Annotated in this window: 22 protein-coding genes; 3 read left to right on the forward strand and 19 right to left on the reverse strand. The window is 65.8% G+C overall.

Annotation, left to right across the window (positions count from 1 at the left end):
- Positions 1-11: 11 nt before the first annotated feature.
- The 6 genes from GPICK_RS11635 to rpsA form a co-directional block, all read right to left on the reverse strand.
- A complete protein-coding gene (locus GPICK_RS11635) occupies positions 12-584 on the reverse strand; it encodes an HD domain-containing protein (protein WP_039743388.1) in 573 nt (190 codons plus the stop codon).
- Positions 585-587: 3 nt separating this feature from the next.
- Positions 588-1,058, reverse strand: a complete 471-nt coding sequence (locus tag GPICK_RS11640) for a flavodoxin family protein (RefSeq protein ID WP_039743390.1) — start codon at positions 1,056-1,058, stop codon at positions 588-590.
- Entirely contained in the window at positions 1,055-3,070 is a 2,016-nt protein-coding gene (locus GPICK_RS11645) for a cation:proton antiporter domain-containing protein (protein WP_039743392.1), read from the reverse strand. The genes GPICK_RS11640 and GPICK_RS11645 overlap by 4 nt, the downstream gene beginning before the upstream one ends.
- Before the next feature lie 16 nt (positions 3,071-3,086).
- Complete coding sequence (locus GPICK_RS11650; RefSeq protein ID WP_039743394.1) at positions 3,087-4,160, reverse strand: mannose-1-phosphate guanylyltransferase; 1,074 nt, start codon at positions 4,158-4,160, stop codon at positions 3,087-3,089.
- 198 nt (positions 4,161-4,358) lie between these two features.
- Positions 4,359-4,844, reverse strand: a complete 486-nt coding sequence (gene greB, locus GPICK_RS11655; protein ID WP_039743396.1) for a transcription elongation factor GreB — start codon at positions 4,842-4,844, stop codon at positions 4,359-4,361.
- A complete protein-coding gene (gene rpsA, locus GPICK_RS11660) occupies positions 4,845-6,053 on the reverse strand; it encodes a 30S ribosomal protein S1 (RefSeq protein WP_039743398.1) in 1,209 nt (402 codons plus the stop codon). It lies immediately after the preceding gene.
- A gap of 368 nt (positions 6,054-6,421) precedes the next feature.
- On the opposite strand from rpsA, the gene GPICK_RS11665 reads away from it, so the two are divergent.
- Positions 6,422-7,960, forward strand: a complete 1,539-nt coding sequence (locus GPICK_RS11665; RefSeq protein ID WP_052263417.1) for a R3H domain-containing nucleic acid-binding protein — start codon at positions 6,422-6,424, stop codon at positions 7,958-7,960.
- A gap of 9 nt (positions 7,961-7,969) precedes the next feature.
- Here the strand turns inward: GPICK_RS11665 and GPICK_RS11670 are convergent, their stop codons facing one another.
- The 5 genes from GPICK_RS11670 to GPICK_RS11690 all read right to left on the reverse strand — a co-directional run bounded on the left by GPICK_RS11670 (position 7,970) and on the right by GPICK_RS11690 (position 11,486).
- Positions 7,970-8,203, reverse strand: coding sequence for a hypothetical protein (locus GPICK_RS11670; protein ID WP_039743399.1), 234 nt, complete (start codon positions 8,201-8,203; stop codon positions 7,970-7,972).
- A gap of 27 nt (positions 8,204-8,230) precedes the next feature.
- On the reverse strand, positions 8,231-9,328 hold the full coding sequence (ald, locus tag GPICK_RS11675; RefSeq protein ID WP_039743401.1) for an alanine dehydrogenase: 1,098 nt from the start codon (positions 9,326-9,328) through the stop codon (positions 8,231-8,233).
- 219 nt (positions 9,329-9,547) lie between these two features.
- Positions 9,548-10,027, reverse strand: a complete 480-nt coding sequence (locus GPICK_RS11680) for a ferritin family protein (protein ID WP_236685551.1) — start codon at positions 10,025-10,027, stop codon at positions 9,548-9,550.
- 98 nt (positions 10,028-10,125) lie between these two features.
- Positions 10,126-10,599, reverse strand: a complete 474-nt coding sequence (locus GPICK_RS11685) for a nucleoside 2-deoxyribosyltransferase (RefSeq protein ID WP_039743405.1) — start codon at positions 10,597-10,599, stop codon at positions 10,126-10,128.
- A complete protein-coding gene (locus tag GPICK_RS11690) occupies positions 10,596-11,486 on the reverse strand; it encodes an ATP-binding protein (protein ID WP_039743407.1) in 891 nt (296 codons plus the stop codon). The genes GPICK_RS11685 and GPICK_RS11690 overlap by 4 nt, the downstream gene beginning before the upstream one ends.
- A gap of 273 nt (positions 11,487-11,759) precedes the next feature.
- Between GPICK_RS11690 and rbr the strand changes: the two genes are divergently transcribed.
- Positions 11,760-12,332 carry a rubrerythrin gene (rbr, locus tag GPICK_RS11695; RefSeq protein ID WP_039743409.1) on the forward strand — a complete coding sequence of 191 codons (573 nt, stop codon included), beginning with the start codon at positions 11,760-11,762 and terminating at the stop codon, positions 12,330-12,332.
- Positions 12,333-12,460: 128 nt separating this feature from the next.
- Here the strand turns inward: rbr and GPICK_RS11700 are convergent, their stop codons facing one another.
- From GPICK_RS11700 to GPICK_RS11715, 4 genes are all read right to left on the reverse strand, one after another.
- Positions 12,461-13,417: a hypothetical protein gene (locus GPICK_RS11700; RefSeq protein WP_039743410.1), complete on the reverse strand. Its 957-nt coding sequence runs from the start codon at positions 13,415-13,417 to the stop codon at positions 12,461-12,463.
- A 235-nt stretch (positions 13,418-13,652) separates the two neighbouring features.
- On the reverse strand, positions 13,653-14,249 hold the full coding sequence (gene pal, locus GPICK_RS11705) for a peptidoglycan-associated lipoprotein Pal (RefSeq protein WP_039743412.1): 597 nt from the start codon (positions 14,247-14,249) through the stop codon (positions 13,653-13,655).
- Between the two features lie 81 nt (positions 14,250-14,330).
- On the reverse strand, positions 14,331-14,627 hold the full coding sequence (locus tag GPICK_RS11710; RefSeq protein ID WP_236685552.1) for a hypothetical protein: 297 nt from the start codon (positions 14,625-14,627) through the stop codon (positions 14,331-14,333).
- Between the two features lie 106 nt (positions 14,628-14,733).
- Entirely contained in the window at positions 14,734-15,234 is a 501-nt protein-coding gene (locus GPICK_RS11715) for a MarR family winged helix-turn-helix transcriptional regulator (protein ID WP_039743417.1), read from the reverse strand.
- Between the two features lie 224 nt (positions 15,235-15,458).
- On the opposite strand from GPICK_RS11715, the gene GPICK_RS11720 reads away from it, so the two are divergent.
- Positions 15,459-17,270: a chloride channel protein gene (locus GPICK_RS11720; RefSeq protein WP_039743419.1), complete on the forward strand. Its 1,812-nt coding sequence runs from the start codon at positions 15,459-15,461 to the stop codon at positions 17,268-17,270.
- Between the two features lie 34 nt (positions 17,271-17,304).
- Here GPICK_RS11720 and GPICK_RS11725 read toward each other — a convergent pair whose 3' ends face one another.
- Genes GPICK_RS11725 through rfbB form a run of 4 tightly spaced genes read right to left on the reverse strand, consistent with a single transcriptional unit; the run spans position 17,305 to position 20,762 of the window.
- Complete coding sequence (locus tag GPICK_RS11725) at positions 17,305-18,456, reverse strand: Na+/H+ antiporter NhaA (protein WP_039743421.1); 1,152 nt, start codon at positions 18,454-18,456, stop codon at positions 17,305-17,307.
- A complete protein-coding gene (locus GPICK_RS11730) occupies positions 18,453-18,830 on the reverse strand; it encodes a cupin domain-containing protein (protein WP_039743423.1) in 378 nt (125 codons plus the stop codon). The genes GPICK_RS11725 and GPICK_RS11730 overlap by 4 nt, the downstream gene beginning before the upstream one ends.
- A gap of 16 nt (positions 18,831-18,846) precedes the next feature.
- A complete protein-coding gene (rfbD, locus tag GPICK_RS11735; RefSeq protein WP_039743425.1) occupies positions 18,847-19,689 on the reverse strand; it encodes a dTDP-4-dehydrorhamnose reductase in 843 nt (280 codons plus the stop codon).
- Positions 19,686-20,762 (reverse strand): dTDP-glucose 4,6-dehydratase, encoded by a 1,077-nt coding sequence (gene rfbB, locus GPICK_RS11740; RefSeq protein WP_039743427.1) that lies wholly within the window; start codon positions 20,760-20,762, stop codon positions 19,686-19,688. The genes rfbD and rfbB overlap by 4 nt, the downstream gene beginning before the upstream one ends.
- Between the last annotated feature and the right edge of the window lie 30 nt (positions 20,763-20,792).

Here is a 20,792-nt window from a genome sequence, read left to right on the forward strand (position 1 = left end):
CACAGTGTATCTCACCCTTTCGCCTCGTCCAGAAGCATGTCGACGAGGAGGCCGATCTTCATCCCCTTGTCGCTCCCGCCGCGGGAGCCGACGGCGTCGGCGTCGCAGACCTGCAGCAGCAGCGGAAAGAGCGGATGCTCCATGAACCGCCGCTGGTGCCGCGAAAGCCGGACGCCGGGGGCCAGGTTCCACGAGAAGTGAAAGGTGTGGTGCTTCACGAGCCAGGCAACGTCAGCAGCGAGATCCCCGAGGCCGAGGCGCTCCATTGCCGCCGGGACGAGTTGGGCCCCCGCCTCGGCATGTCCCCAGGAGCGCCACCTCCCCTTGATGAAGGCGGTGGTCTCCGCCTTGCCGATGTCATGGAGGAGCACCCCCCAGAAGACGCGCGCATCGGCGCCGCCAGGGACCGCGTCGGCGGCGAGAAGGGTATGGGTGTAGGCGTCCCCCTCGGCGTGGTACTGTTCGGGCTGGGGCACCCCGCGCAGACGTGTCACCTCGGGGAGCATCGCATCGAAACTCCCGTCGGCAAGCCAGCTCTCGATCAGCTCCCGACAGCGGCGGGCGGTGGTGGCGGTGGACGGCATCCGCTACGGACGGTTCACGAGGGCGGCGAATTTCTCCACCAGCACCCCCACCTCCCGGGCGATCCGTTCGTCAGGGGCGCCGACCGCCACCGGGCCATAGTGGCCGGCGGCGGTGAGTCCCTGGACGACGCAGCCGTGGATCAGGAACGCCTTGAGGATGTCGAGAACCACCGTGTCCCCCCCGCCGCCGATCATCCCCTCGGAGGTGAAGGCGGCGGCCGCCTTGCCGTCGAGCTTCTTGAAGTGCTTGACGCTCTCGTCGATGAATTTCTTCACCGGCCAGGCCATGGTGCCGAAGTAGTTGGGAGAGCCGACGATGAAGCCGTCGTAGGAGGGGAGCGCGTCGATCTCAACCTCGTCCACTTTCTTGAGGTCAACGGCCACGTCCTTCGTGGCGAGGCCGTCGGCGATCATCCGCGCCATTTTATCGGTGTTGCCGCTGCGGGAATAGTATGCAACCAGCACTTTCTTCATGAACTAACTCCTTTGGAATGGTGCGCATCGCGCCGGCGCGCCTCGAAGAGCGACGCGGCGGCGGCAAGCTGGTCCGGGGTGCCGAGGAGAAGGGCGACGTCGCCTTCCCGCAGTTCCCAGACCGGGTCGGGGTTGGGGGCCACCTCCTCCCCCCGCTTGATGACGAGGAGGGTGGCGCCGGAGCGGCTCCGGAGGGTCCCCTGGCTGAGACTTTCCCCCTCAAGGGGGGCGCCGCGCTTCACCCGGAAGGTGCCGATCTCGGCCCCCGAGAGGAAGCCGGCGATGCCGACGGCGTGGCTGTGGCGACGGCTCATGGCGCGGAAGATCTCGTAGGAACCGCGCCGGACCTCGGCCGTGCACTGATCGATCCGGTCGTAGGGGACGAGGAAGGTGCGGAGCACCCGGGTGAAAATCTCGACGGAGGTCTCGAACTCCTCCGGGATTACCTCGTTGGCCCCCAGCTTGTAGAGGGGCTCCATCTCGGCCACATAGCGGGTCCGGACAATGATGTGGAGCGTGGGGGCCATCTGCCGCGCCTGGGCCACGATCCGGCGGGTGGCGGCGGCGTCGGAAATGGCGATGACGGCGATCCGCGCCCGCTCGATGCCGGCGTGGCCGAGGACCTCGGGGCGGGAGGCGTCGCCGAACATGATCGGCACCCCCTTCTTCCGTTCGGCGTTGACGGTGAGGGCGTTGGTTTCGATCACCACATGGGGGATCCCCTGATGCGTCAGCACCCGCGACAGGTTCCGGCCGTTCACCCCGAAGCCGACGATGACGACGTGCCCCGCGAGCGCCACCTGCTCCTCCTTCCCGAGCAGGTCGCCGCGCCCCCGGGCGATGGCTGCGGGGAGCAGCGCCGCGATCCCTCCGGCGACGGACGGCGCCGCCGCGAGGCAGACCGGGGTGAGTGCCATGGTAACCACCGAGGCGGCGAGAAAGACCTGGTAGAGCGCCGGGGTCAGGAGTCCGTGCTGCAGGCCGGTCTGGCAAAGGACGAAGGAAAACTCGCCGATCTGGGCCAGGGCCAGGGAGGTGACGACGGCGGTGCGGATGGGGAGGCCGACGGCGATGCCGGTGCCGGCGGTCACCACCCCCTTCACCAGCAGGATCACCAGAACGAGGGAGCCCACCAGCAGCGGCCGCTCGATGAGCGTTGCCGGGTCCAGCAGCATCCCGACGGAGATGAAGAAGAGGCTCATGAAGGCGTCGCGGAACGGAATGATGTCCCCCAGGGCCTGGTGGCTGTATTCCGATTCCGAGATGGCAAGGCCGGCGATGAAGGCGCCCAGCGCCAGCGACAGCCCCACCTGGGCCGTGACCCACGCCGTGCCGAAGCCGACGAAGATGATGGCCAAGATGAAGAGCTCGCGGCTGCGGCTCCGGACCACCTGGGTAAAGAGCCACGGCACGGCGAACCGGGCGCCGAAGTGGGCCACGAGCACCACCGCCGTCGCCTTGAGCGAGACGGCGACGATCCCCCGCACCCCGTCCCCCGCTCCGGCGAGAAAGGGGGTGAAAAGCATGAGGGGGACAACGCAGAGGTCCTGAAAGATGAGGATGCCGAGGGTGGCCTTGCCGTGGGGGGCGTCGAGCTCGCCGGCATCCATCAGGAGCTTCATCAGGATGGCGGTGCTGGAGAGGGCGACGAGAAAGCCGAAGAAGGCCGACTGTGCCGGGGAAAAACCGACGGCGACGCCGAGCAGCGTCACGATGCCGATGGTCAGGGCGACCTGGAGCCCCCCGCCCCAGAGGACGAGATGCCGGATCCGCATCAGCTCCTTGAGGGAGAACTCGATGCCGATGGTGAAGAGGAGAAGCACCACCCCGATCTCGGCCATCTGCTCCACCTGGCGGGCGTTGCCGATGAGGCCGAGGCCATAGGGGCCAGCCATGATGCCGGTGGCGAGAAAGCCGATGATGGAGGGGAACCGGAGCCGGCGGAGGATGACGACCGTCGCCACCGCCAGTCCGAGCAGGATCTCCAGATCGGTGAGAAAGGAGTGTTCCACGGTTCTGGCGCCTCCCCTACAGGTACCGCTTCTCTCCCCGCCGCTCCAGCTCCTCCACCACCTTCTTCACCTCCTGGGCCCGCTCCTTCGGGCAGACCAGCAGGGCATCGGGGGTGTCGACCACCACGAGGTCACGCACCCCCACCAGGGCCACCAGTTTCCCTCCGCCGCGGACGACACACCCTTCGGCGTCGAGGGCAACGGTAGCGGTATCGATCACCACGTTGCCGGCGGCGTCGGCATCGAGCACCTCGGGAAGCGCACTCCAGCTCCCGACGTCGCTCCATCCGAAGGCGGCGGGGAGGACGACGACGTTTTCCGCCTTCTCCATGACGCCGTAGTCGATGGACTCTCCCGCCACCATGGCGTACACCGCCTCGATCTGCGGAGCCAGATCGGCCGGTTCCCAGATGTCGGGAGAGAAGGTGATACCGGCGAAGGCCTGGGTGAGCGGCAGCATCTGCCGGGCAATCTGGTCGAGGATCACATCGGCCCGCCAGAGGAACATGCCGCTGTTCCAGTAGAACGTGCCGGCGGCGAGGAATTCCAGCGCCCGCGCCCGGTCGGGCTTCTCCACGAAGCGCTTCACCGGATAGGGGCCCTCCCCCCGCAGGTCGGTGTCGGCCTCGATGTAGCCGTAGCCGGTCTCGGGGCGGTCGGGGGCGATGCCGAGGGTGACGAGATAGCCGTTTTTCGCTGCTTCCCGCGCCCGCAGGATCGTGGTGCAGAATTCCTCTTCATCGCGGATGTAATGGTCGGCGGGGAGGACCGCCATGACCGCCTCGGGGTCGTGCCGGGCGATGAGGGTGGCGGCGAGGCAGATGGCAGGGGCGGTGTTTCGCCCCATGGGCTCCTCGATGACCTCGACGCGCACGCCGCGCAGATGGCTGAGCTGACGCCGGGTCTCATCGGCCTGGAGCCGGTTGGTGACCACGAGGATCCGCTTGGGGTTGAGGGGGACGACCCGCTCGACGGTCCGCTGCAGCATCGACTTGCCGCCGAAGACCGACATGAGCTGTTTGGGATGGGCCTTGCGGGAAAGGGGCCAGAAGCGGGTGCCGGAACCGCCGGCGAGGATGACGACGTACATGGGGGAAGCCTCCTGAATCTATGGAAAGTCTGCCACAGAGACACGGAGGCCCGGGGAAAAGCGTTGCAGGGGAGTTCGCTGCGGGTGGCAACGTCCGGGGAAACGTACCGGTTGCCACGCGTTCAGCAGGGAATCCTCCGATCCTGACCGTTTCCTCCGGCAACTCACCCCGGTTCCGTGCCTCAGCAGTAAAAAGGACTACGTGAGGGGTCGGTATCCAACTTCAACGAGCGTAAAGAGCGCCTCCCCCGCCGGGCGACGGACGAGGACCTCGTCTCCCTCGCGGCGGCCGAGAAGCGCCTTTCCCATGGGGGAGTCGAGACTGATGTACCCCCGGGCGGCATCGGTCTCGTCGGGGCCGACGACGCGGTAGATCGCCTCGTCCCCCTCCTCGTTCTCGAGCCGGACCCAGGCGCCGAAAAAGACCTTGTCGGTGGCAGGCGGGGGGGCATCGACCACGGTGAGGAGGTCGAGCCGCTGGGTAAGGAAGCGGATGCGGCGGTCGATTTCCCGCAGCCGCTTCTTCCCGTAGATATACTCGGCATTCTCCGAACGGTCACCCTCGGCGGCGGCGTCCGACACCCCCTGGGTGACGCGGGGACGCTCTTCCTTCCAGAGCCACGTCAGCTCGTCCCTGAGCTTCCTGGCACCGTCGGGGGTGATGTAGTTCGACTGTTTCGACACCTACTGCTTCTCGTCGAGCTTCGCCTTGAGGAGGTCGCCAAAAGAGCCCATGGACTCCTTGGACGACGTGGTTGTCTGCTGACGGAAGGAAGCGACGCTCTTCTGCTCTTCTTCGGCAGCCCGGCTCACCTCGGCAAGGGAGAGGGAGAGCTTGCGGTTTTCGCGGTCGACGCCGTCGACCTTGACCTCGACGGTCTCCCCCTCGTTCAGCGCTTCACGCGGATGGCTGATCCGCTTCCCCTTGCCGAGCTTGGAGATGTGGATCAGGCCGTCGATGCCCGGGGCAAGGGAGACGAAGGCGCCGAACGCCGCCAGTCGCGCCACGGTACCGGTGTGGTAGGATCCCTCGGGGAACTGCTCGGCCACCGCCTCCCAGGGATCGGCCTGGGTGTCTTTGAGGCTGAGGGAGATCTTCCCCGACTCCCAGTCGATCCGCTTGATGACGACGCTCACCTGGTCGCCGACGGAAAGGACGTCGCGGACGTGCTTCACGCGGGTCCAGGCCGCCTCGGAGACCGGGATCAGCCCGTCGATGCCGTCGAGGTCGACGAAGGCGCCGAAGTCGGCCAGCCGCGTTACGGTGCCGGAGACGGTCATCCCTTCCAGCAGGGTCTCCTTGAGGGCCTCGCGCTTGACCTTCTGCTCCTCCTCCAGCACCTGGCGGTGGGAGACGATGATGTTGCGTCCCCGCTCGCCATACTCGGCGATCTTGAAGAGGAGCTGCTTCCCGACGAACTCGGCCGGGTTTTCGGCCCGACGGAGCGAAATCTGCGAGAAGGGGCAGAAGGCGCGGAGGTTGCCGCCGACCTTCACCTCGAAGCCCCCCTTGATCTCCTTGGCCACGTACCCTTCCACCGGAATGCCGGCGCGCCAGGCGTCCTCCAGCTGGGATTGGGCCGCAGCGCCGGCGGCGAGCTTGGTGGTGAAGCGGAGCTCGTTGCGGACGCTTCCCGTGAACCAGGCGGTGATGGTGTCCCCCTCGGCGGCGGTCAGGTTCCCCTCGTTGTCCAGCAGCTCCTTGCGGTCCAGAACACCTTCACCCTTTTTGCCGATATCGAGAAAGACCCAGTCGGCGCCGATCTTGAGAACCGTGGCCTCCACCTTGCTCCCCGGCTTGAGACGGGTGGTCTCGCGGCTGCTTTTTTCGAAGAGCTCGGCAAAGCTCTCCTCTTCGGTCGTTTCGTTGAAATCCTTGTCGTCAATGGTCATCAAATTGTCTCCCGCGGTTGATTCCGACTCGGTAAAAGTCGCAAACGTTAAAGCTAGTCGAAAACCCTCGTTTAGTCAAGCTTATGTAGCTCTTCTCCCGGCAATCGCCATATCGTCCCCTCCGGCAGAAAAGACGAGTGCATCCGGACCACACCCGGCGCCAGCCTTGCTCTTTGCCACATGGCTGGTTTAATTCTACCAAATGGTGGCGGGAATGCGACCGGGTGCGGGCGGGGCTCGAAAAGTACGTTGACCTGGCCCGCCGGCTCGGGCTTTGTCCAAGCACCGGCTGGCCGTCGTTGCCGCCGGCGCAGTTTGCGCGCTATACTGAGATGATAGAAGAGCATCCCCGGGACGGAGAACCGACCATGAAAAACAGCCGCCGGAAAGAGACCGTCGACCACGACGACACCCTCCTCCTCGTCGCCATCCTGCCGGCAGAGCTCCAGACCGCGCTGCACCGGCTGCCGCTGGACGAACTGCTGGAGGTGGTGATGGATCTCGGGCGCCCGCCCGAGGCCCGATTCCCGGAGCGGGTCGTGCGGCTCGCGGAGCGCCCCGTCACCCACGAGGAACTGGCCCACGTGACGGCGCTCACGGGGGAATTCGGCGACGACAACCGGGCCGGCATCGAGCGGACGCTGCACCGGATCTCCGCCATCCGCAACCGCAAGGGACAGATCGTGGGGCTCACGCTTCGCGTGGGGCGGGCGGTGCACGGGGTGATCGAGATCCTGCGCGATCTGGTGGAGAGCGGCCAGAGCATCCTCATCCTCGGCCGCCCCGGCGTCGGCAAGACGACCAAGCTCCGGGAGATGGCGCGGGTCCTGGCCGACGACGTCGGCAGACGGGTGATCGTCATCGACACCTCCAACGAGATCGCCGGCGACGGCGACATCCCTCACCCGGGGATCGGCGACGCCCGCCGGATGCAGGTGCCGCGGGTCGACCGCCAGCACGCCGTGATGATCGAGGCGGTGGAAAACCACATGCCCGAGGTGATCATCGTCGACGAGATCGGCACCGAGGCCGAGGCCGCCGCGGCCCGCACCATCGCCGAGCGGGGGGTGCAACTGATCGGCACCGCCCACGGCACGACCCTTGAGAACCTGATCAAGAACCCGACCCTCTCCGATCTCGTCGGTGGGGTACAGGTGGTGACCCTCTCCGACGAGGAGGCCCGCCGGCGCCGCACCGCCAAGACGGTGAGCGAGCGCCGCGCCCCCCCGACCTTCGAGATCGTGGTGGAGATGGTGGACCGGGACGAGGTGATCGTCCACCGGGATACCGCCGCCGCAGTGGACGCCATCCTGCGCGGCTTCGCCCCCCGCGGCGAGCGGCGCGAGCAGGGGGCCGACGGACAGGTCCACGTCCGGGATGAGGAGCCGCTCCTCGCCGACACTCCTCCCCCGCCCATGGCGGAGCTCGCGGAACGCCGCGGGCCGGTCCGCATCTACCCCTACGCCCTCTCCCGTGACCTCCTGGAGCGGGTGATCCGGGGACTCGGCCTCGACGCCCGAACCGTCGGCGGCCCCGACCAGGCGACCCTGATCATTGCGCTCCGCTCCCGTGCCGACGACCTGCGCCTCAAGCGGATCGTCGACGCCGGCGAAGCCTCGCTCCACTTCATCAAGCGCAACACCGCCAACGAGATGCGCCGGCTCCTGGAGCGGATCTTCCATCTGATGGGGGGTGAGGAGGACGATCTGCTGGCGGGGGTGATTCGAGAGACGGAAGAAGGGATCCGGCGTGCCCTGGAGGAAGGGGTGGCGGTGGAGCTTGCCCCCCAGCGTCCGGCGCTGCGCAAGATGCAGCACCGGATGATCGCCGGCCAGGGGCTCGTGGCCGAGAGCGTCGGGCGGGAGCCGGAGCGGCGGCTCGTGATCCAGCCGCTGCGCGACGAGTGACCGGAAGCGCTACGCCAGCGCCCACTCGTCGCCGGTCTCGTCGTGGCAGAGCACGTAGGTGCGCCAGTCGCTCCCCTTGACCCGAAAGCAGCGCCGGCGCCTGCCGGTAAAGGCATTCTCCTCGGTCCAGAGGTCGAGGAGCTTCACGATATCGACCTGCACCTCGCCCACCACGAAGGCCCGCGGGCACTCATCCTCCCGGTACCCTGCATAGGCGACCACCTCGATTCGACCGCTCGCCATGGTGAACCTCCTTCTGCAAGCCCCCCCTCAGGAAAAGGGGGAAAACGGCAGTTCCAGCGCCTGCGCCAGGGCACGGTGGGCAACGCCGCCGCGCCAGGTATTGAGGGCGCCTGCCAGGACCGGATCGGACCGGAGCGCCCCCTCGATCCCCTGGCCGGCCAGCGCCTTCACGTAGGAGAGCGTGGCGTTGGTGAGCGCCTGGGTCGAAGTGCGGGGAAAGGCCCCCGGCATATTGGCCACGGTGTAGTGGATGACGCCATCCACCTCGTAGACCGGATCGTCGTGGGTGGTGGGGCGGCTCGTGACGGCGCACCCCCCCTGGTCTACGGAGACGTCCACGAGGACCGCTCCCCGCTTCATGGTGCCGAGGAGCTCCCGATCGATGAGGAGCGGCGTGCGCCCGCCGGGGACGAGGAGTGCACCGACGACGAGGTCGGTCTGCCGGAGCTCTTCCCGGAGCGCATCGCGGTTGAGGACTGCCGTCCGCACCCGCCCGGAAAAGAGCTCGTCGAGCCGCTGGAGCCGCTCCACCCCGCGGTTCATGACGACCGTTTCCATCCCGAGCCCGGCACAGAGCCGCGCGGCACCACTCCCCACCACGCCGGCACCGAGGATGAGCGCCCGTGCCGGCGCCACCCCCGGAACCCCGCACGGCAGCACACCGGTGCCGCCGTGGATCCGCTGGAGATGGAACGCCCCCACAAGCGGCGCCATCCGCCCCGCCACCTCGCTCATGGGGGCGAGGAGCGGCAGGGCCCCTCCCCGCTCGATGGTCTCGTAGGCGAGCCCCGTCACGTTTTTACGCAAAAGCAACTCGGCGAGGGGGCGGTTCGGGGCGAGGTGGAGGTACGTGAAGAGCGCCTGTCCTTCCCGAAGCAGTTCATACTCCGCCGGCAGCGGTTCCTTCACCTTGACCACCAGCTCCGACCGGGCGAAAAGCTCGTCCCTGCCGCAGCACTCTCCCCCTGCCTGCCGGTAGTCGTCGTCGGCAAAGCCGCTCCCCTCGCCTGCACCGCGCTCCACCAGCACCCGGTGTCCTCCCCGGACCAGCTCCCCCACGCCGGCCGGTGTCATGCCGACCCGGTATTCGTGGACCTTCACCTCCCGCGGCACGCCGATTACCATCCCTCGCCCTCCTTCGCTTCAGGCGCAACGGGTGACTGACAGCATCCCCCCGGCGCTCTTCTATGAACAGAATATGGGAGAAAGTATACCCGATTCCCGCCGTTCGTCTTTGCGCGTGACACCGGGACACGAGCATCACCAAAACGAAAGGCGCGAAACGATATCTCGTCCCGCGCCCCATCACCATCCGTCGCCCTTCCGCCCGCCCCGGCGGCACTGCTAGAGGAGGGAACGGTCTCTAGTAATGCACCGCTCGTACGCCTCCTTCAAGCTCTTCACGTGGGTATCGTCAACCGTCATCATGGCGTGGAAGAGCTTCTTCAACTGCTCGTCCTCGAACGTGGCAATGCATTCGACGTGGAACGCCGACAGGTGCTCCTCCAGCTTGATCGCCGAGCGAAGCGCATCCTCCGGCGACGGTGGCGAGCGTTTCACGGCATTGATGATCGACTGCACCACCTTGATGGCATTCTCGGCCTTCCAGGGGTCGACATTAACCGACTCGATGCCGCCGCTCCTCATCTTCGCCACGAGCCGGAACTGGTTCGCGTGGCCTTCCTCGTCCCGCGCCACCTTGCGCCACAGCCGGGCCGTCTCGATATCATCGGCGAAGCAGTCGGCAAAGAGGTCGTACAGCTCCATATTCTTCAACTCTATCTCGGCGCATCTCTCCAGCACCGTCAGCATATCGAGGGACATTTTTGACACCGGCATCTCCTTTTTCGCCACGTTTTGACAGCGAACCGCCCGAAGGCGTACTGTGCCGGCATCCCTGCAAGATTCGTAACAATTTGGTGTCAGGGAGAAAGATCGATGGCATCGATGGTGCGAAAGAGTTTCCCGCCGCTCCCCTCGATGAAATGCAGCACCTGGAGGTTGATCGGGACGCCGGTGAAGTCGCCGCAGTCGCGCAGATCGGTCCGCAGCCCGTAGCAACGCTTGCCGAGGGCAGCGGCGAAACCGACCTCGCTGGCGGTGCCGGAGTCGACCTCGGCGCCATCGAGGATGGCGAGGAGAAGCGCGGAGGCGCGGATCCCCTCCTCGTTGACCCGGCCGATGCCGGCGGCGATCCGGCGGAAGGCGGCGACCCGCGGGGCGAACTCCTCGATCCGCAGGGCGTCGTCGATGGCCGGAGCGAAACCGCTCTGCTCCCACGGATCGAAGAGGGTGAAGCCGAGGGAGATGAGCTTCTCCTTCACCCGGTCAAGGTAGGGGCGGTTCTCGGGGGAAAAGCCAAGGGGGGATGCGAGGTAGAGACGGGCGCCGCTCATGCCGCTCCCCCCCGGGACAGCAACTGCTGACCCACCCAGTGGCTTGCGAACTGGAGTGCGATCCGGCCGCTGCGGTCCCCCTTCCTCTGGGCCCAGCCGATGGCCTCGCTGCGTGCCTCCGTGGTCCATTCCAGGGCGACCCCCTTTTTGGTGCAGAGCTTCTCCACCCACTGACGGGCCACCTCCAGGTACTGGTCCTGGCTGAAGGGGTGGAAGGCGACCCAGAGGCCGAACCGCCCCGAGAGGGAGATCTTCTCCTCCACCGCCTCGCCGTGATGGATCTCCCCCTCCACCATCATGGCGCCCCGGTTGTCGCTCTCGTATTCGGGAAGGAGATGCCGGCGGTTGGAGGTAACGTAGATCAGGACGTTCTCCGGCGGCGCGTAGACCGAGCCGTCCAGGGCGCTCTTGAGCATCTTGTAGCTCGACTCCCCCACTTCGAAGGAGACGTCATCGGAGAAGACGATGAATTTGTACGGCTGGCTCTTCACCTCGTCCACGATGTCGGGGAGATGGATCAGATCGTCCTTGTCGACCTGGATCACCCGCAGCCCCCGGGAGGCGTGGGTGTAGAGGAGCGCCCGGACCAGCGACGACTTGCCGGTGCCCCGGGTTCCCCAGAGAAGGATGTTGTTGGCCGGGTATCCCGCCAGGAACGCCCGGGTGTTCTCCTCGACGACCCGCTTCTGCTTGTCGATCCCGAGCAGGTCGTCCAGATGGATGCTCTCGATCTCCGGCACCGGTTCGAGAGAGCCCGCGAATGAATGACGGCGCCAGTTGGCGGCGTGCACCGTCTCCCAGTCGACCTTCGCCACCGGCTTCGGCAGGATCATCTCCATCGAGGTGAGCACCCGCTTCAACTGATCGATCAACTCCTGGTCCATCATGGTCCATCCTCCTTCCGTCGCCCATACTGCTGTTTTCACGGGGATATGTCAGCACTCTAGAAGAGGTGCCGGGGGATGTCAATGCCGAAGGAATGATTGCAACAATTTCGCATCAAAGCCTTGAATACGCTATTTTGTGCTATTGACACTATCCAAACTCTTCTTTACTATTGCCCCACGCCCCCGGAACGAAACGGGCCGGAGGTCACGACCCGCACATTGAACCGATACCGGCAGCGGCATGCTGCCCAATCCCGCAGAGAGGAGAAACCAATGGCTTTGAAGGGAACACTGACCGAGAAAAACCTGCTCGCCGCCTTCGCCGGCGAGAGCCAGGCGCGCAACCGCTACACCTACTTCGCCGCCCAGGCCCGCAAGGACGGATTCATCCAGATCGCCGACATCTTCGAGGAGACCGCCAACCAGGAGAAAGAGCACGCCAAGCGGTTCTTCAAGTTTCTCGAAGGAGGCGACGTGGAGGTGGTGGCCGCCTTCCCCGCCGGGGTCGTCGGCACCACCGCGGCAAATCTTGCCGCAGCCGCCATGGGAGAGCACCACGAGCATACGGAGCTCTACCCCTCCTTTGCCGCCACGGCCAAGGAAGAAGGCTTTGCCGAAATCGCCGCGGTCTTCAGGGCGATCTCCGTGGCCGAGCGCCAGCACGAAAAGCGGTACCGCGACCTCCTCGCCAACATCGAGGCGAACCGGGTCTTTGCGCGGGAAGAGGCGACCGTCTGGCGGTGCCGCAACTGCGGGTACCTCCACGAGGCGAACGGTGCCCCGGAGCTCTGTCCCGCCTGCGTCCACCCGAAGGCCCACTTCGAGCTCCTCGGCGAAAACTGGTAACCCCGTCCCTTTCCCCCGGCGCGGCGCGCTCCATCGCCCGCGCCGGGACTTCCCTCCCCATCGGCACGACGGATGGCGCACCAAAAGAGAAAGGGCGGGGATCACCCCGCCCTTTCCGGTTCCGCACCCTACCGGGCCGCCTGACTGACCCGGGAGCCCTTTCCTGCCAGCTCTCGAACCAGCCCATCGTACACCGCCACGTTCTTGATGAGCGGCAGATCCTTCTGGGCCGTCTCCTCGAAGAGCTTCAGCTTGCCGTTGAACCCGCCGGCGCGGTTTCTGAGCCCCTCGATGCTCGACGCGAGGAAGCTTTTGTCGTTCTTGTCGGCATCCTTGCGGGCGAGGAACGCCTTGGTCTTTGACCAGTATTCGTCGGTGCTCCCGACGTAGTGGTTGACCGATTCCAGGAACGAGAGGGTGGAGGAGGAGATATCCGCCGCGCTCCGGAGCTTCGTCTGGACGTCGCTCATGTCCCGCAGCAGCTCGCCGTCGGCAAAACGGGCGGCGTCGGAGAGCTGCGCCGCGGCGGGCCCCTTGGCCGGATCGATGGCGTCCACCCTGGCGAGGAACTTCTGGGAGGTCTCCAGATACTTGGTGATCGACGCGGAGGTGGCGTTGAGGGAGAGAATCCCCTGGGAGGCGAACTTGGTCAGGAGCGACGCCTGTCCCGCATAGGGGATCGGGAGCACCCGCGCGAAACCAGCCACCACGGTGCCGGCCTGGATGTACTTCTCATAGCCGGCAAGGCTGCCGCTCATCCACCGGACGAACCCCTCGAAATCGGCCATGGACTGGCGCTGCGCCCGGGTGTTCTGGGCGAGCTCCCGCAACTGGCGGATATTTTTCTGCATCAGCTCGTCGCCGGAGACGGTGGGGGTACACTCCAGGGCCTTGAGCTTCTCTTCGAGCAGCGCCTTCTCACGGCGAAGCGCATCGAGCGCCTCCTCCTGGCGTTTCATGGCATCTTCGCAGGAAAGGGCGGGAACAACGGCCGCGGAGGGTGCAACGGCGTCGGCGGCAACGGCCGGAACGGATGCCGGGAGCATCACGGCCACACCCGCCAGGCAAAGCAGGGTCTTCTTCACGGGAATCGTTCTCCTTGTACGTAAATATCTGGCCGGCACCAGAGCCGGCATCTGGTGATGTTACCCTCCGCTCCCCGTCCCTGTCCAGCGTTTCATCCGACATTCGACGGTTGAGCACTGCCGGCAGGTTCATGACATCTGACTGAGGCGGAAGGTATCGTGCGCCTGCCCGCCAAAAACAGAAAAAGGAGCCCGGAGGCTCCTCTTTCCTTGTCGGACAGGACGGATCTAGCCGTTACTTGAGCGACAGCACGTCGAAATCGTCGCGCCGGTTCTTGGCCCAGGCAGCCTCGCTGTGGCCGGGCTCGGCCGGCTTTTCCTTGCCGTAGCTGATGGTGGCGAGACGGTCCGCCGCAACGCCCATGGTCACAAGGTATTTCTTGGCCGCCTGTGCCCGCTTCTCGCCAAGGGCGAGGTTGTACTCGTCGGAACCCCGCTCGTCGCAGCTCCCCGCGATCTGGACCTTCGCCGTCGGGTTCTTCTTCAGCACCTCGGCGTTCTTCGACAGGTTGCCCTTGGCGGCATCGCTCAACGTAGAGGCGTCGAAATCGAAATAGATGGTCTGCAGAGCGGCCTTGAGGGCGGCAAGGGCCGAATCCTCAGCGGCCGCTTTCTGGGAGGCGGCCTCCTTCACCGAATCCTGGCGGATCGGCTGCTCCTTGACTGCCGCGTTCTGCGGCTCCTGCTTCGCGACCGGCTGCTGCGGGGCGGCCTTTGTCTGGGTCGGGGCAATGGGCTCGTCCTTCTTCACCATCTCCTGCTTGGCGCAGCCGGCCATGAGCGCCGCACCGCACAACGCTACCGCAACAAACCGTGAAACGTGCTTCGACATATTCGTATCTCCCTCGTCTTGTAATGATGAAATGGCATCGACCTGCCGGCAACCGGCCGTCGCGCGTGAGTACCGTTCGGTTCAGCAGAGGGGAGAAGGGGGTGCCCGGGAGGGAGAAAAGCGGCAGAGGATGGCCTGCCATCCCGTGCTCCTTTCACGGAGGGAGATGGTGCCGGTGGGGCCGTCGTCCTCCGGAACGGCGCGGCAGACGCCGCCAACCATCCCATCGATGGGGGATCCGCCCTCTTCGCTCGACTTCGCCTGGGCCTCGATGACGGCCCGCGGTCGGGGCATCGGCTTGGAAACCGTCGACAGGGCCGGCGCCTTTGCCCCCTGCACGATGACAAGCGCGGCGATGGCCGAGACGAACAATGCCATCAGCCGTCGATGCCGCAGGAAAGTTCTGGTCGCTTTCATGACGTTCATACCGTGATTAAAAAGGGGGGCTCGCTGCCAGCAGCACCGGCTCCTCCCTGATCCCCGATCATTCTTTTTCGTCCTCTCTCTCCTTGTTCACCTCGGGAGAGAGGATGAGCTGCGGGGGAAGATTCTGGGCGCCCAGGATCTGCACCATGAGCCGCAGGCCATCGGAGATGGTCTGCAGCTTCTCGGCCGGAATCCGCTCCAGCCCGCCGACGAGCACCCCCTGGAAGGCCTCGGGAGCGTTGGTCACCAGCTCACGCCCCTTGGGGGTGAGCGCCACCGTCACCACCCGCCGGTCTTCCGAGGAACGGGTCCGGGCCACCATCTCCTGGATTTCGAGACGATCGACGATCCCGACGACCGTCGCGTTGTGCAGATAGAGCCGGCTCGCCAGGTCCGAAATCCTGATCGGTTCGTGTTCCGCAACCACCTTGATGGCCCAGAGCTGCGGCCCCGTCAGACCGGTCTCCCGCATTGCCCGCTTGGAGTGCTCGTTCACCACCTGAAACACCCGGCGCAGGTCATCGGTAATCGTCGCGATCAGCTCGGTCGTATCCACCACTGCAGCCCTTTGCCCAGAGAAGAAATCATGCGGCGAATGATTAGTGTACAAACGGTTTAACGAGAAAACAACTGCAAATTTTCGTTTTCATCCGCCACCCGTCAATTCGACCGATGCCACCGAAGGTGTCGCTCCGGCGGAAAAGAGCGGTTGCTTTCGGCGAGGCATGTCAGTATATAATTTGCATACAAATCATTTCAACACTAAAAAGGAAGCATCCCGCCATGGATCATCCGTCGAAATGGCGCCCCGACATCAGGGCATTCAAGCGGCTCGCCAAGACCCGCCGACATATCCTCAGGCTCCTCTCGCTCTTCAGGATCAGCGAAAACGGCTTCATGGCGATCATCGCCGTCGTGATCGGGGTTCTGGCAGGGTTGAGCAACTATGCGTTCCGCACCTGCATCAGCTTCTTCCACTGGCTGATCGTCGAATCGACCACCCCCCTCACGGGTTACGCCCCCACCGACTGGGGATGGCAGCGGCTGTGGGCCGTCGTCTTCCCCCTGGCCGGAGCGCTGCTGATGCTCCCCCTCTTTCACTTTTTCCGCGACGATCTCTCCTTCGGCTTCCCCTGTTTTCTCGAAGCGGTGAACCTCAGAGGGGGCAAGCTTCGCTGGCGGCTCATCCTCACCCGGGGAATCTCCTCCGCCCTCACCATCGGTTCCGGGGGCTCCGCAGGTCAGGAGGGCCCCATCGCCCAGATCGGAGGGACCGCCGGCTCATTCATCGGCCAGTTCCTCGGCACGTCAGGGGAGCGGCTCAAAGTCCTGATCGGCTGCGGCGTTTCCGGCGGGGTGGCGGCCACGTTCAACGCGCCGCTCGCCGGGGTTTTCTTCGCCCACGAGATCGTGCTCCTTTCCTCCTTTGAGCTCTCATCGTTCACGAGCATCGTGATCTCTTCGGGAATGGCCACCATCGTCTCCCGAGCCCTCTTCGGCAACATGCCGGCCTTCGACGTTCCCGCCTACCAGCTGCTCCACCCCGTAGAACTTCTCTTCTACGCCTCCCTCGGCATCGCCTGCGGCGGCATCGCCGTGCTCTTCATCGGCTGCTACCGGAAGGTCCGCACCCTGTTCACGGCCCTCGCCATCCCTCCCCTTCTCAAACCGTGCCTGGGAGCCATTCTGGCCGGCTGCATCGGCGTGGCGCTCCCCCAGGTCCAGGGAAACGGATACCACTTCATCGAGCAGGTCGTGGGCAACGACGCCGCGTGGCTCCTCGTCACCGCCCTCATTGCCGGCAAGCTCGTCGCCACGGCGGTGACCATAGGCTCGGGACTCCCCGGCGGCACGTTCGCCCCCTCACTCTTCATCGGCGCCGTGACCGGCTCCAGTTTCGGTTATCTCCTCAACCAGCTCTTTCCCGCCTCCTGCTCCACGCCGGGGGCGTACGCCCTGGTCGGCATGGGGGCATTTCTCGCCGCCGTCGCCCATGCCCCCATGACCGGCATATTCCTCCTCTTCGAGATGACCGGCTCGTACCAGATCATCGTTCCGATCATGATTGCCTGCGTCATCGGCACGGCCATCGCCCGCCACTTCAAAAAGGACGGGATCGATACCGTCGACCTGGCGGCGGAGGGGATAACCCTGCGCGTCGGCAAGGAGCAAAGCCTGCTGGAAACCCTCACGGTGCGCGATGCCATGTCCACCGCGCCGGAGCTTCTGTCCGAGAGCATGACAATCCGCCAGTTCAGCGACCATGTGACAAAATCGCGGCAGAGCAGCTTCCCCCTGGTGGACCTTCACGGGAAGCTCACGGGCATCGTATCGCTCCAGGACCTTCTCGGGGTGGCGTTCGAGGAGGGGATGCGCGACCAGCTCCCCCTCAAGGAGCTGGCAACGGAAGAGGTCGTGACCGTCACGGGAGACGAGAGCCTCGCCGAGGCACTGCGCATGATCGACTATTGCGACTTCGAGCAGCTTCCGGTCGTCGACCGGCGGGGGGGGACCACGGTAATCGGGATCCTGTCGCGCCGCGACATAACGGGAACCTATGAACGGGCGGTCATGGGGCGGGCCCTCACGTCCTGACCCCCCTCTCCACAAAACAGCTTCCCGCCGGCCCCTACGTTCCGTGCCGCCGCAGGCGCATCCCTCGCGCGAGAAGGCAGGCGCACGGAGCGGCAATGATGCTCCCCATGGCCCCCATCTTGGCAGCTCCCTGGAGAAGCGGATCGGGAAACGCCTCGCCGGCCACGAAGAGGGCCACCGTGAAGCCGATGCCGGCAACGGCGCCGGCCACCAGCAGTTCACGCCACCCCATCCCGCGCGGCAGGGGAAACCCCAGGCGCTCTCCCACGAGGCCGCAGAGGAAAATGCCGCCGGTCTTGCCGATGAGAAGCGACGCCAGCACCAGCCAGGTGGCGGTGCCGATGCCGGCGAACTCGACCCCGGCATTGGCCAGCCCGAACATGAAGAGGCCGAAATCGACGATGATCTTCCACTCGTGCTCGAAACGGGCGAGGGGTGAGCGGTCGGCGGGGTCTTCCTCGAAGAGGTGCTTCTCCTCCCGCGGCGGGTGGGGAAGGAACGGAACGACGGGAACCAGGGCCAGGGCCGGGTGGAGATGGGCCAGGAAGAGGCCGCCCCAGGAGAGTCCGCCGCCGATGATGACGGAGGGCCAGTAGCTGCGGACCCGCGCCCCTCTCAGCAGCCACGCCGCCACCATGCCGCAGGCGACGAGGAAGAGCCAGGCCGGCGCCACCGGAACGTTCGGGTCGGGATAGAAGAGGGCGATGATGATGAGTCCCACCGCATCGTCGGCAATGGCGAGAAGAAGGAGAAAGGAGATGGCGGGGTGGCCGGCGCCGAAGATCAGCCGTGCCGCCAGCCAGGCGAGGGCGATGTCGGTGGCGGTGGGGATCCCCCACCCCCGGGCGAGCAGCGGTGTGCCGAAGGCCCCGTTGAGCGTCAGGTAGACCACCACCGGCCCCACAACCCCGCCAAGAGTCGCCAGAAGCGGGTTAACCGCCTTCCTGGGCGGGTTCAGGTCTCCGCCCGGGAGGCAGCTCTGGGTGATCTCCACCGCCGCGATCCCGAAGAAGAAGACCATGAAGAGGTCGTTGGTGGCAAAATGGAAGCTGAGATCCCCCAGAAAGGGGGAGTGGTTGAAGCGGTGGTAGCTCTCCGGGGAGAGGTTTGCCCAGAGGAGCGCCACCACCACCCCGGCGATGAGAGGGATCGAGAACTCCCGGAGGAGGTCAATCCGTTTTCTCACTGCTGCTCACCGGCCGCCGGCTCTTCCGCCGCATCGCAGCGGTGGTAATCGTCGTCGAAGCGGACGATGTCGTCCTCCCCCAGGTACTCGCCGCTCTGGACCTCGATGATCACCAGGGGGATCTTGCCGGGGTTTTCGAGCCGGTGGTTCCTGCCGATGGGGATGAAGGTCGATTCGTTCACGTTGACGATGAACTCCTCGTCGCCGCAGGTGACCCGGGCGGTGCCGGAGACGACGATCCAGTGCTCGCTCCGGTGGTGGTGCATCTGGAGCGAGAGCCGCTGACCGGGATGGACCTCGATCCGCTTGATCTTGTAGCTGTTGTTTTCCTCGAGGACCGTGTAGGTCCCCCAGGGGCGTTCGCCGCGTTCCATCGGGATCTCCCTCCGTTCAGTTCATTCCGGCTTCCCGGCGCTTCGCCAGGTAGCTCTTCAGGGCCTCGCGCCACTGCTCCAGCACCAGCCCGGTGTCGCGGGTCAGTTTCCCGCAGTCGAGTACCGAGTAGAGGGGGCGCGGGGCGGGACGGCCGAGCTCTTCGGTGGTCTGGGGACGGACCGTCATGGGGATCCCGGCCTCGGCAAAGATCGCCTCGGCGAAGTCGAACCATGAGCAGAAGCCGCTGTTGGCGGCGTGGTAGGTGCCGCGGCAGTTGTTGTCGATCAGCTCATTGATGGCGAGGGCCAGGTCCACCGTCCAGGTGGGGGAGCCGATCTGGTCGTCCACCACGGCGAGTTCCTTCCGCTCCTTCGCCAGGCGGAGCATCGTCTCGACGAAGTTCTTGCCGCCGAGGCCGTAGAGCCACTGGGTCCGGACGATGAGGTGGTCCGGGTTCGTGCGGGCGTTCTCCTCGCCGAGGAGCTTGGAGCGGCCGTAGACGCTCAGGGGGTTCACCGGATCATCCTCACCGCAGGCGCTCCCCTTCCCGCCGTCGAAGACATAATCGGTGCTCACCTGCACCAGGAGCGCACCGAGCTCCTTCGTCACCGCGGCGAGGTGCCCCACCCCCTCGCCGTTCACCGCCATGGCGAGCTCGACATTCGTCTCGCAGCCGTCCACGTCGGTGTAGGCGGCGGCGTTCACCACCACCCGCGGCTTCAGGGTGAGAAGCACCCGCCGGACCGACTCGGCGGAGGTGATGTCGATCTCGCCGATGTCCACCCCCCGCACGTCCCCCGGCAGCACCCGCATCAGGTCCTGGCCGAGCATCCCCTTGGCGCCGACAACGAGTATCATGACTCACCTCCGTACTGCTGCTGGTAGTAATCGCGGTAGGAGCCGGAGGTCACCTCGTCGACCCACGCCCCGTTGGCCAGGTACCAGTCGATGGTCTCGGCGATCCCCCGCTCGAAGGTGTAGGACGGCTCCCACCCCAGCTCCCGCTTCATCTTCGCGGCGTCGATGGCGTAGCGGCGGTCATGCCCCAGCCGGTCCTTCACGAAGGTGATGAGCTGCCGGTTCTCCCCCTCACCGCGCCCCAGCCTGGCGTCGAGGAGGTCGCAGACGAGGTTGACGATGGCGATGTTCTGCCACTCGTTATTGCCGCCGACGTTGTAGACCTCGCCAAGGCGGCCGTTCTTCAGCACCGTCTCGATGGCGGTGGAGTGGTCCTTCACGTGGAGCCAGTCCCGCACGTTCTTCCCGTCGCCGTAAACCGGCAGGGGCTTCTTCGCCACGATGTTGTGGATCATGAGCGGGATCAGCTTCTCGGGGAACTGGAAGGGACCGTAGTTGTTGGAGCAGCGGGTGGTGAGGGCCGGAAAGCCGTAGGTCTCGCGGTAGGCCCGGACCAGGAGGTCGGCCCCCGCCTTGCTGGCCGAATAGGGAGAGTTGGGGGTGAGGGGGGTCTCTTCGGTGAAGTACCCCGTCTCGCCGAGGGTGCCGTAGACCTCGTCGGTGGAGACCTGGAGGTAGCGGAACTGTTCGACGGCCCCCGCCGCCCAGTGTTTCCGGCTCTCCTCCAGGAGGACCTGGGTGCCGAGGACGTTGGTCTTGACGAAGATCTCGGGGCCGGTGATGGAGCGGTCCACGTGGGACTCGGCGGCAAAGTGGACCACCGCCTCGATCCGCTCTTCGGCCAGGAGCCGGGCCACCAGCTCCGCGTCGCCGATGTCCCCCCGGACGAACCGGTAGGCGGGGTCATGCTCCACCCCCACCAGGTTCTTCAGGTTGCCGGCGTAGGTGAGGAGGTCGAGGTTCACCACCCGGCAGCCGGGATTGGCAGCCATGAAGTGACTGATGAAGTTGGAGCCGATGAAGCCGGCGCCGCCGGTAACCAGGACGGCGCGGGGGGAGAACGTTGCGGGCATGGGATCCTCCAGGTTCATGATGAAAAGTGA

Source organism: Geobacter pickeringii (genome assembly GCF_000817955.1).
Classification (GTDB): Bacteria; Desulfobacterota; Desulfuromonadia; order Geobacterales; family Geobacteraceae; genus Geobacter; species Geobacter pickeringii.